The organism is uncultured Lutibacter sp. (genome assembly GCF_947495725.1).
Taxonomy (GTDB): domain Bacteria; phylum Bacteroidota; class Bacteroidia; order Flavobacteriales; family Flavobacteriaceae; genus Lutibacter.
In genome coordinates this window covers 154160-166790 of the sequence record NZ_CANLZZ010000005.1, presented here as the reverse complement: position 1 = coordinate 166790, position 12631 = coordinate 154160, and the positions used below count along the sequence as shown (strand labels likewise).

Here is a 12631-nt window from a genome sequence, read left to right as displayed (position 1 = left end):
ATAGTACAATTTTAATTAAAAAAAGCTTTCTAATAAACTTGAATTTTAGCCCCTATTATTGCTACTTTTTTGCAATGATATTCTTATAAAATTCAGAATGCATATTTATAAACTGGTCTATGGAATATTCATTTACAGCAAGAGCTCTCATTTCTTTTTCTAATTGAATATGGTCTTCCTTTTTCATGTTCATTATCCTTAAAATACTTTCTTTTAAACTTTGAACATTATTGGGATCGAACAAATTATTTGGGAATTTTTTTAAGATATCTTTTACACCACTTACATTTGAACCAATCACAATACTACCCGAAGCCATTGCTTCTAATGGAGCTACTGGTAATCCTTCACCTAAAGCTAAAGTTGGAATAACAAATACATCTGCAATGGCATGATAAGGCCTAACATCTGCTTTTTTTCCTAAAAACTGGATTGTTGAAATTCCTTTTGCTATATTTTTTAATTTATGAGCGTAGTCTCCTTGATCATTTCCAACAATAAGTAGTTTTATAGCTGGATTATCTAATTGAATAACTGCATTTATCAATACTTCTATTCCTTTAACAGGAATCAAATTCACTACAGATACAATTACAAAATCGTTAGAATCTATATTACTTTCTTTCAATACCAATTCATTTACTTTAAAAGAAGGAGTATAATAATTGGTATTTACACCCAATGGAATTTCTTCAATCTTTTTAAGTGTTTTTCCAGAATAGAATGATTTCATATCTGAATTAATGGTAATAATTTTAGAGCTTAAAGCACTTCGCCATTTCCACGCTTTATTTCCCCACCCCATAGATTTTTTAGTAAATACCCAAGGAATACCAGCTAACTTTGCTGCTAGAGGTTCTGAAAAATCGGAACTCCAATGCCAAGAATGGATAATATCAAATTTATGCTTTTTAAAAAAGCGAATGGTTTTTATAATTCTAAAGGGAAATGTAAAAAAGGGTCGGTAGTTAATGGCAAATGAAAATAAGTGTACTTTCACATCTAATTTCTTGATTTCATCCATAAAGGAGCCTCTATTATGAAAGCAGCATATTTCAGGTTCAAACTTTTCTTTATCCAAACCTTTTACTAAATCATAAACCACCTTACCACTTCCTGCAGTATCAAAATTAGGGATTGTATAAAGTATTTTTATTTTTTTGCTTGCCATATTTTAAACTATAAATATACTATTATTTTACAGTTGAACAAGGTGTGAAATTTTAATGAAAACATACTTCGACAAGCTCAGTATGACATGCTTCGACTCACTATTATTTTCCTCTCCATTATCAGTCTGAGCCTGTCGAAGACCCTTTATTACTCTTCTCATCTTGTCAGTCTTAGCTCATCGAAGCCCCATTATTACCCTTCTCTAATGTCAGTCTGAGCTTGTCGAAGACTATTATTAATTCCGGATTAACTTTTCGTTTCTTATCCACACTTCGACAAGCTCAGTGTGACAGGCTTCAACTCACTCACAATTTTCTCCTCTTTGTCAGTCTGAGCTTGTCGAAGACTCACTATTGCCCTCCGTTATTGTCAGTCTGAGCCTGTCGAAGACCCTTTATTACTCTTCTCATCTTTGTCAGTCTGAGCTTGTCGAAGACTATTTATTAAATTTCTCTTGAAACAACGCCAAGGTCAATAACATACTCACGGGATGAGAATAGTTGACAGCATCCTTATCCTTAAAATCGTCAAAGAATTGTTGAATAATTTTCTTTGGAACAACCTCTTTTAATTTAGAATCAAACAACCATTTTTTTAAGTGCTTTTCATTATTTTCACCTACAAATTGCAATTCCCAATTTCGTTGAATAAATGGCTTCCCTAACAAACCATTAAATTCTCTTTTAAGCTTGTTTGTGATCCTATAAGGTAAATTATATGGCATCTTATTTAAATGAAAATTATTTAAATTGAAAGGTTTCTTTTCTTGCCAAGTAATTTTTGCCAAATCTGGAGCATTTTGCTGAATATAAGCTATTTGCAATTTTCGATTGGTTAGATATTCTTCCGGAATGGTACACATAAATGCGCACATACGGTTATCATAATAAGGCAACGTAATAGGAAGCTCATTTTCAAATACCGATAAATTATTTGAAGACCAACTTGCAACAGCATACTGCGTTTTAAAAGCGCGTAATTTTGAATTTGTATTTTCTATATCAAATTCCTTTAATAAATCACTTATTCGAGAACCAAAATAATTTTCAAACGTACCTTCCAATCCCCAAGAATTCCAAAGTGAAGTTGCTAATTCTAGACCTCCTTTCTTTAAAAATAGCTTCATAATCTCCTGTACCTCTTCCTCAAAAGTAAGTTGGGGTAATTTAAAAGAATCGAACATTAAATCACCCATATGACCTAAAGAAAAGACATCGCCCAACTCTTTAAACTTATCAATAAAAGCCATTTGACGTGGATGTGTAAATTCGGAATAGCATTTATTAATTCCTGCTAATTCTTCAATGCAATTCCATAAATATCCTTTTTGAACAGCAAATGATTGAAATGAAAACTGGCATTTCTCCGCAATCTCTTTGGCTATTTTATGCTCTGGATAACCTCCATAAAATGCATAGCTATAAGATTTCAACTGTGGATGGTTCCTTAATGCTACTGCTTGTGTCCGACTATCTAACCCTCCTGACAAAGGCAAAATTACTTTCTTATTTTGTGTTTGCTCCTTAATAATTGTTTCAAACAGCATGGTAAATTCTTGCAGCGCATTCTCAAAACTAATTTTTCTTGGACTATAATGCCATTGAAACCAGGGTTTACTTTCAATTAAAAAACCATTTTCATCTATAGTGTTTATGGTTGCTGGTCTTAAAACAACCTCATCTTTCCAATAGGTATCTTGATCTAAAAAAAAACCTGTTGCTGCAAAAATACAGATTGCCTCTAAATTTAATTCATGAGCCCCTTTAACCTTCGCAAATGTTTTTTTAATAGGAATTATAGGAGTTTTAATTATGCTGTCCATAAATCATTTATTTATAAAAGTACCTATTCAATCTAATAAAAAAATCACTTGAAATTAAATTAAACCTATATAGTTTCAGAAAAATCAATCCTCTTAAATAGCTAAAAACATTGAAATATTTATGCTTATAAAATAGCTTTAAACTATTTTGAACATACATTAAATCTTCTTTTCTTTTAGATTTATAAAAATACCTTATACAGAGAAAATAATATCCTTTTACCAAACTTTTCTGCTGTTTACTTAACGTATAATTTTGATGCATATAAGTTATTAAATAATCTACGGATTCACAAATTACATTTACAGGTCTTTTGCTAATATCTATTGGAGCAACACAATAAAAGAAATCTACTTTATTATCAATCACTTTATAATTCTTTCCAAGTATAAGCGCTCTTATGGACAATTCAATATCTTGTAACCGTTTTAAATCTGGATTAAATTTCCCAATTTTTATTAAAAACTCTTTATTCCATAAAATTGCTGTTACTGGCCAAATAAATTTAGCTTGTAAGAAGTGATTTAGAAAATGAGACGCAACATTGGGTGCTGGTTTATTATTACCATGTTCATCTAAAATATTTGAATTTTTAAATACTACAAAATCTTGTACATCTATTAATCTATTACTAACAAAGTCTTCTGATATTAGATCATCAGAATCTAAAAAAACCAATTTTTCTGCAGTCACATAGTCAATTCCAATATTTCTACAAACCGAACCATTTGTTTTTTTATCATTAAATATTAATTTAATATTGGTGCTGTTGTGTTCTTTAAAATATGCTTTTAATGATTCTTTTGTGGAAATATCAGAAAAATCATCCACTATTATCCACTCCCATTGATCCGTATTTTGATTTACCAAACACGTATGTGTTTGTTGAATGCCTTCAAAATCATTAAAATGTGGGGTGATGATACTAATTTTCATAATAACTTTTTTATTCTATTTTAATCAAAAAATTAAAACAATTATTGCTTTAAAGACATTTCTAAAAGTTTTTGAATTCCATTAATATGTTTTTCAAAACTAAAATGAGCTTTTATTCGTTTCTTTCCTTCTTGTCCCATTTTTTTAGCCATCTCAATATCATCTAGTAACTTTAAAATATTTTGCCCCATACTTTTCACATCATGTTCTTTACAAAGTAATCCTGTAACACCATCTTCTATCACATCTGAAATCCCTGCATGATGTGTAGAAACAACTGGTAATCCTGAGGCACTCGCTTCTAAAATAGAAATTGGCATTCCTTCCATATCTCCATTACTAGCGGTAATAGAATGTTGAATATAACCGATCGATTCCTCAAACAATTCTATCAATTTATTTGAGGAAATTACACCTAAAAATTCAATTTGATTTTCAAGTTGATGATACTTAACTAAATTCTTACACACTTCTAATAATAAACCATCACCACACATTAACAACTTTGCATTAGGATACTTTTTTAAAACTTCTTTAAAAGCCAATATTGTATAATATGGTGCCTTCTTATTCGTAAATCTGCCAACGGAAATAAACTGATTGGATTTAAATGAAGGCTGTACCTTTAAAAATTTCGATTGTGCTGCATTGGCATTATACACTAATTTTTCTTGTGGGCAACCTATACTTAACAATTGATTTTTCATAACTGTAGAAACAACAATTACTTTTGATGCATATTGAAAAACTTCCCTATAATTATTATTTTTTTTAAGCAGTTCTCTTTTACAAGCATCATAACCATGAAAATGAACTACTAAAGGTAAATTACATTTTTCAATTGCTGGTAAAATTTGTTGTGCGTGCATTCCATATTCAACAAGAACTACATCTATTTGGTGTTTTTTTAAAGATTTTTTTAAAAGCTGTACTAACACAAATGAACTTTCTTTTTTTAAAATGTTTTTAATTGCCTTTAGAAAATAAATCTTATACTTTCCTGCTAACGAAGGATAATTTTCCAGTTCAATATTTTCATTTTCGCCATAATAGTAAAATACATTACCTTTTAAATAATTTTTATGTGCTTGAATAAAAGTTTCAGAATATGGATTTTTATTTGGTGAAAACAGCGCAATATTAATTTTATTTTTCATTTTAATAATCTGTTTAATTTTAACAGCTTAAAGTTTTTTTCAACTTGTTTACTCGCATTTAAAGTTATTATATCAATATTGTTTAAATAACTATTATAATTATTTATAAAAAAATCTACTTTAGAAAACCATGAATTGATATCTTCTTTATATGAAAAGCAATAATCCTCTAATCCCAAAGAATCAAATATACCTAAGGTTTTATCTTCATATGCTATGTTTAATGCAGGTATACCAGCTAATAAGGAAAGAATTGCTCCATGCAATCTCATTCCAATATATCCATCGTACTGACTTAAGGTTTCTAGTAGCTCCTTTAGCGTAAATTTATCTTTTAATATAACACATTGTGTTTGTAAAACGATGGGTAAATTATTTAATATTCTTTCGGCAAATTCAGAATCATCTACATATCCTTTAACTCCTTGACAGGTGGAAATAAATGTTAATTTAAAGCCTTTATTGATTAGTTTTTTACATAATAATGTGGCTTTCTCTAAATTATCTTTACTCTTATCTTCATATTTCCATTTTCTAAAATTAATTACAATGTTTTTTAGTTCTTTATTACAATCAACTTTTCTTGCATAATCTTTATAAAGATAAAAAGCGATATCATTTGTAACAGTAACATTTTCATCATTATAACCAATTGATTTTAAATGATTCAATGAATAGGACTCCCTTAAAATTACTTGATTCGCATTTTTAAAAATTCGATTTAACATTTGAAAGTTTTCTTTTTTCCAAAATGGGCCTACAGATTGAGAAAAAATGAAATATGGTTTCTTAAGATGAAAATGAATAAAATCCAATGTATCTATTCTTTTTTTATATCCATAAAAATCATGAATATAACCACCTGCTGAAACAATAACTTTATCACATCCAGATAAATGTTTATATACCCTTTTTTCACTTTTAGAAGCAAACATTCTAGAAAGTGTACTGTAGTATGAAACCTTTATAAATTTATTTAATAAATGCCTAATACGTCTTTTAACTTTGAATAGAAATGTATAACCTGAATTTGGAGATTTTAAATGAGTGTATTCCCAATCCCAATCCAGTTCTAAATTAGGAAAGAATTTTTTATATAAATTTGGGTTATTGCATAACACTAAAATAGAAGGATTATTGAATTGTTTCTTTAACCCCAATAAAGTAGCTTTTAATAAAGCCTCATCACCACCATTTATTGGTACTGCATTTATAATTACTATTTTAAACATCTAATATTTTATATAAATACTCTTTTAAACATAATCATTTTACTTTTTCTATTACTAAACGTTCTTTATTAAGAAAAATATAATTTTCTTTTTTATTCTTAAAGTATTCATCTACAGCTTTTTTACAACCAGAATAACGATAATAATCATCTATAATTAATAAACCACCTACAACTAAATGAGGCTCAATTCTTTCTAAAGATAATATAACAGAATCATACCAATCACAATCTATATGAGCCATTGCAACCTGTTCTTTAATGATTAAAGTATCTTTATAATATCCTTTTATTAATTTTACATTAGTCAAATCAACATTAAAAGACTTAAAACTAGTTCTCACTTTATTATACAAGTCTCTTTCATAACCATAGTATAAATTACCATTAATTCCTTTTGAAACTCCTTTCTTAATAACACTGAATCTATTGTGAACATCTTCACCATCATTTTCAGATGGCTCTGGCATCATTTCAAAAGAATCATACACATTAAATTGCCGATCTTTATTTTTAAGCTTCCCTATTAAAATAGAACTGCCACCTAAGGCACATCCTGTTTCTATTATACACCCTTGAATATTCTTCTTTTCTATTTTTTTTACTGTTTTCCCTAATAATAACAATGCTCTATGTGATAAATACGTAAGCTTTTGATGAGATACTTTTCTAGCAATGTTTTCTATTTTGTTAAAGAAAATTATTCTTTCTATTTTTTTAATAACACGAATAATAAAATTCATAATAATAAATACTTACCTTTTAAAACTAAATTGATTACAATAATGCTAAAGTTATCTTTAAACTTCTATTGATTCATAATACATCTCTATTTGCTTTGCTATTTCTCTCCAATCATATTCAAGTGATTTAATTCTTGAAGAATTTCCAATTGTTTTCAATTCTTCCTCATTCTTTAATAAAGCAACTACTGATTCTATAAATGAATCTACATCTTTTGGTGGAATTAATAAATTTTTTGTGTCTTTTATATAAGTGGTATTACCTCCAACATCTGATGTTACAATTGGCAAACCACAAGCCATTGCTTCCAAAATTGAATTACATGCAGTTACATCTTTTAAAGGTAAAAATAATAAACTTGCTTGCTGATATAAAGCTCTTAAAGCAACATCATCAACACCATTAAATATGGTTATAGTAGAATGCGGTTGAATTTGTTTCACATATTCTTTTCGCAAAATTACATTCACTTTTAAATCCTTAATTTGTTCAGCAATTTTAGGTATACAATAATTAAAAGTATCAAAGTCTCTTAAATGCTGCCCAACAAACAGTAATGTATGCGCTGTTTTCTTTAATGGATCCGGTACAAAAAAATAAGTATCTACCCCATGAGGTATATATTTGACATTTTCAATCTTTAACCAATTCTTTAAAAAGTCTACTTGATTGTTCCCAACTGCAATTGCTCCATCTAATTTTTTTAAATACTTTGTATTACTAATTTGTTCTTTTAAAATTGAAGCTGGTTTATGAAAAGTTCCACAAAATGCTGTATTTTTAAAAAATTGCTTGTAATTTATTAAATGTCTTATATCGCGTTCGGCGTTTAAATAATGAACCAGTTGTTTTTTATTATTTGACAAATGCTTAAATAACTCAATTTCTTTTAAAACGCTTGAAGTATCGTAATTTCCTGAAAGTTGATTCGAATTTTTACTAATCAATTTTGCAACTCTATATGGAAATTTAATTGAACCGTTTACAACCTCAACTTTTGGCAAAAAATCAATGATACGCGCATATCCAGAATTTGTTGCGTGATGACTAGATCGATGATGAATAATTATTGGATTCATTAATGGTTATCAAAATTAATTATCATACTATTTAATATACGTTTTACATTTTTTACAGGATGCACATGTGTTTCAAAATATAGCCTTGCATTTTCTGAAAGTTCTTTAGCTAATAAATCATTTTCCAAAACACTATTTATATTATATATTAATTCTTCATCTGTATTAAAAAACAAAACTTCTTTACCATGAACCAAAGGAACTGGTAATTCAGCTGTTAAAGGTTCTGCAATAATCACTTTTCCTTGTGAAAGGTATTCTGCCATTTTCCACGCCGGAGAATTTGCTAATCCCCTTGTATAGATAACAATTTTAGCTTTTTTTAAAGCATTTAAGTATTGCTCTGGTTCACTTGGAACATTTGATAGCGCATCTTTATAAAGTATATTGGAAATTTTTGAAGGTATAAAACCTCCTAAAAACAATTTTGGATATGTTTTTTTTAATAATTTAATAATTCGATACCGTTGTTGATGTATTTCTTTTACATCTTTTTGTTCTTCATGCTGAAAACAACGCGTTTGAAAAAAGATTGAATTCACTTCAGGCTTTTCAAAATTTTCAAACCGTTCTATTTTCCGAGTTGTTTTAATAAAATTCCAATGATTTAATTGCGCTACATAATTTTTATATAATCGACCCAATAAATTTCTATCTAATTTAAACGTTAAATTACCAATAAATAAACTAATAAAGAATAAATAATCTTTACGCTTAATCTTTGAATGAACACCAAAACTTAAACCGTACCTAAAAATTTTATTTTGATTTTCAATTGGTAATTGTTTTATATACTTTGATTCGTAATTTCTTTTAAAAATGTAATCACATTTTTCCAAGGCAACTGTTGAAAACTGGTTTGAAAAATCATATAAATCAACTGCAAAATAAATTGATTTACCACTATGGTTATCTATTAATTTATAGTATGATGCTTTTTGAAATAATCTAGTTGTTTTATTTATTGCTCCTTTTTCAGCAACTTCTGTAACTCCTTTGTTTTTATGAAACCCTAATTTTATTTTTAAATTTAAAAACCCCTTTTTTTCAAGTTCAAACAAGCCTGTCTGAAAATTAGATGAATGATTTAATTCTTGTGGTGTATAAATAATTACAGTATATTTAGGTTTCATAAATTTATTTTAAAGCATCCTCAACTGATGATTTTAATACTTGATACGTAGCTTCAATACTATACTCTTCTAATACTTTAGTCCTTGCGTTTTTAGAAATTATAAGTTGTTTTTCTTTATTATTAAAATAACTTAAAATATCAGACGCATAATTTTGTGGTGTTGACAAAATTCCATCTACTCCATTTGTTATAACATCTTTAGGACCGCCAGGACAATTGATACCCGCAACAGGTGTACCACAAGCCATAGCCTCTATCATAACCATTCCAAAAGTTTCTTTATCACTTGGTAAAGTAAATAAATCTGCTTTTTGAAAATAATAAGGCAATTCTTCATGTTCTTTATGACCTAAAAAAAACACATTTTTCTCTAAAGATAATTCAATAATCATTTTTTTTAATTGAGAAAAATAGACTTCTGAACTTACCGGACCAATAATATTTAATACAGCATCTTTAAATCCAGAATCAACTAATTTTTTAGTAGCTTCAATTGCCAAATGAATACGCTTCCATTCTACAATTCTACCAACATACAATAATTGAGGAGTTATATTCTTCTTCTCTAATGAAATAAATTTATTACAATCAACACCTAAAGGAAAAACACGTATATCTTTATTCTTAAACAACTCCAAGTTTTCCATTTGTTTCTTTTGCAAATAAGTATGCACCAAAATATGGTGAGCGTTTTTATAATATGCTCTGAACATATCATTATCCGTATAATGCTGCCCTCCAAGCATTGCTACATATTTCTTATTTTTTTCTAAAATTATTTTTGACAATTCATAAGAAAATGGACTTGAATGCCCAGACATATTAATAATTGTAACATCGGGTGTGTTTTTAGTATATGCTTTTAAACAACTTTTAGATACTTGTTTTTTCCATTTTTTATGATCTCCATTTAAGGTAAAAGACACTGGAAAAAAGTTCCATTTTATATTGCCTTTTTTTAAACTGTATTTAAAAAGTTTTGAAGTAAAATATTCCATGGTACAGCTATAACCTTGTTTTGCTAATTTTTGCATAGCTAACAAATGCGGCTGACTGTGATAGGTAGGCACACTTTTTTCAACTGCTCCAGCTGCTTTAGGTGTAAATGGGTGTAGGATTGATACTTTCATAAAAATGTATATTACGTTATTCTTAAAATTTTGAATTAAATATATTAACTATAAATCAACAAGTACAACTTTAACATTTTCATCACCTAAAATTTTCATTTTATTATATAATTTTACTATTGCTATTTTTAATCGATATAAACTATTAATTTTTGGTGGATCATTAATAATGTTCCACACTAAAATTTTACAATCTTTAAAATTTAATTTCATAACTTTAAAATCTTTAGCATTTGCTGAAATATAATCGGTTTTATTTAACATTATTTTATTCTTAATGATAAGAATTTGTTCTGTTAAATTATTATTATCTAATTCACTTAATTTTGATGGTAAATAATATGAAGTTTGAAATCCTTTTTCAGAAAATACATATAAATACTCAGGCTTAACCGATTCAACAATTATATTACCTGATTTTATATTTAAAGTTTTAGTAATGGAATCTAAAAGATTTGAAGATTGTTTAAAATTAGTTGAATCAAGATTTTTAAAATCTAACCAAAATCCAAAATTATCATCAATTTTTTCCGATTTAAAATAATTCCATAAATTTAAGCTGATTGATGGTGCTGGAGGATGACGAACATCAAACATTTTACTTTTTACATCATATACAACGTCTAATTCAACTCCTTCAAAAAAATTTCGAGCTTTGGAATATTTTTCCAATTCATTAACTCTATGTACCCATATTTTGTTATGATAAACTAATCTTAAAATTTGATTTTGATAGTTTAAAACACCAAAAACACTTATAAAAAGGATTAAAAATATTAATAATAGCTTTTTACTTTTTTTGAAAATCATAAAAACTTTCATATTTCTTTTTATTTGATATTAACCTTTCTTTTTCTTTAAATTTTTTATTAAAAATACTTTTTGTTGAATCAAATTCTTTAAAATTAATATTTGATAAATCACTTAATGAATACATTAAATCTTCAGTAGTAAACTTTCGATTTATATTAAACGTAAAACGCCCTTTTTCTTCTTCATTAAAAATAGTTGATTTCCAAAGTATGAATGGTATGTCGTACATTGGCTTCGTAGATTTTGAATCGCTATGTCCAACAAAGTTACCCGTATCATAAACATCTTCACCGTGATCTGATAAATATAAAACAAAAGATTTACAGTTTAATCCTCTAACTAAATCAATAATATTGTTTACAATGTAGTCATTATACATAATAGCATTATCATATTCATTAATTATATCAAAATTGACACCCTTAAAATCGATACTTGACTGTGTTTTACCTTTAAATACATCGTACTGTTGAGAATATCTTCTTGAATACCTAGAATGAGTTCCCATTAAATGAATAATTATAAATTTTTTTTGTTTTTTATTTTTAAGGATCTTATTTAATGGATGAAATATTTTTTCGTCAAGCGAATTGGATTTACTCCCACTTTGTATATTAGTAAAGATTTGTTCATTACAATTATTAGATATTAATGTCGTTCCAGTTTCAAAAACCCCAAAAGGAATTTGATTTGAAACCCAATATGTGCTAAAATTTGCTTTATTAAAAAGCTGCACTATCGTACCGTCAAATTTTTTTTCAGGATATTCAAATGATGATAATGTTAAACATTTTTCCAAAGCTTCAATTGTATGTGCATGAGGTGAAATCACATCATTATAAATTAAAAGTTCATTTCTGATTTTATTTAAATTAGGATTCGTATTTCTTTCATAACCATATAGTTGCATATGATTACGATTTGTTGATTCTCCAATAATTAATACATATACTTCATTTTCTGAACTTTCATTATGAATTACATTTGAAAATTCACCACCTAACCTATCTTTTGTTAATATTTTATATTTTAAATTACTTTCTTTATAATCTATAATTGCTTTTATTAATACGTGTGGAATTATTGCTGAACGCACTTTGTATATAGAAAGAAAACCTATGGCACAAATAAGCATTAAAATTTTATACTTAATTTTAAATTTATTATTGGCAAAGTAATATTTTTCTTCTTTTATTTTTTTTGTAGGTATTAATAATAAGATGCTTGCAAAAACAGTAATTAACATTAATACAATCATAAATATTAAATTACCATCTAAATACATCAATAAAAAATCTAATGTTTCATTCCTATTAGAATCAAACATAATAAATATTGTTGAGCTCCTTATCTTATCATTAAATAAATAAAAATGGCTCAACTGAATAAACATTAAAAAGTTAAATATAA

General features: G+C 27.2%; 11 protein-coding genes. All 11 read right to left on the bottom strand.

What is annotated here, in order from left to right; all coding sequences use genetic code 11:
* Nucleotides 1-61 precede the first annotated feature (61 nt).
* The 11 genes from Q0776_RS12845 to Q0776_RS12795 all read right to left on the bottom strand — a co-directional run bounded on the left by Q0776_RS12845 (nt 62) and on the right by Q0776_RS12795 (nt 12548).
* A complete protein-coding gene (locus Q0776_RS12845; protein ID WP_298368911.1) occupies nt 62-1171 on the bottom strand; it encodes a glycosyltransferase in 1110 nt (369 codons plus the stop codon).
* Between the two features lie 438 nt (nt 1172-1609).
* The gene (locus tag Q0776_RS12840; protein WP_298368909.1) at nt 1610-2995 is read right to left on the bottom strand and encodes an asparagine synthase-related protein; all 1386 of its coding nucleotides are present in this window, start codon (nt 2993-2995) and stop codon (nt 1610-1612) included.
* 7 nt (nt 2996-3002) lie between these two features.
* A complete protein-coding gene (locus Q0776_RS12835) occupies nt 3003-3932 on the bottom strand; it encodes a glycosyltransferase (protein WP_298368907.1) in 930 nt (309 codons plus the stop codon).
* A 41-nt stretch (nt 3933-3973) separates the two neighbouring features.
* The gene (locus Q0776_RS12830) at nt 3974-5089 is read right to left on the bottom strand and encodes a glycosyltransferase family 4 protein (RefSeq protein WP_298368904.1); all 1116 of its coding nucleotides are present in this window, start codon (nt 5087-5089) and stop codon (nt 3974-3976) included.
* A complete protein-coding gene (locus Q0776_RS12825) occupies nt 5086-6321 on the bottom strand; it encodes a polysaccharide pyruvyl transferase family protein (protein ID WP_298368902.1) in 1236 nt (411 codons plus the stop codon). Before Q0776_RS12825 ends, Q0776_RS12830 begins: the two co-directional genes overlap by 4 nt.
* Before the next feature lie 34 nt (nt 6322-6355).
* Entirely contained in the window at nt 6356-7063 is a 708-nt protein-coding gene (locus Q0776_RS12820) for a TylF/MycF/NovP-related O-methyltransferase (RefSeq protein WP_298368899.1), read from the bottom strand.
* Nucleotides 7064-7120: 57 nt separating this feature from the next.
* On the bottom strand, nt 7121-8143 hold the full coding sequence (locus Q0776_RS12815; RefSeq protein ID WP_298368897.1) for a glycosyltransferase family 4 protein: 1023 nt from the start codon (nt 8141-8143) through the stop codon (nt 7121-7123).
* A complete protein-coding gene (locus tag Q0776_RS12810; protein WP_298368895.1) occupies nt 8143-9276 on the bottom strand; it encodes a glycosyltransferase in 1134 nt (377 codons plus the stop codon). Before Q0776_RS12810 ends, Q0776_RS12815 begins: the two co-directional genes overlap by 1 nt.
* 4 nt (nt 9277-9280) lie before the next feature.
* Nucleotides 9281-10408 carry a glycosyltransferase family 4 protein gene (locus Q0776_RS12805; protein ID WP_298368893.1) on the bottom strand — a complete coding sequence of 376 codons (1128 nt, stop codon included), beginning with the start codon at nt 10406-10408 and terminating at the stop codon, nt 9281-9283.
* Nucleotides 10409-10456: 48 nt separating this feature from the next.
* The gene (locus Q0776_RS12800) at nt 10457-11218 is read right to left on the bottom strand and encodes a hypothetical protein (protein WP_298368890.1); all 762 of its coding nucleotides are present in this window, start codon (nt 11216-11218) and stop codon (nt 10457-10459) included.
* Nucleotides 11199-12548, bottom strand: coding sequence for a sulfatase-like hydrolase/transferase (locus tag Q0776_RS12795; protein ID WP_298368888.1), 1350 nt, complete (start codon nt 12546-12548; stop codon nt 11199-11201). Before Q0776_RS12795 ends, Q0776_RS12800 begins: the two co-directional genes overlap by 20 nt.
* Between the last annotated feature and the right edge of the window lie 83 nt (nt 12549-12631).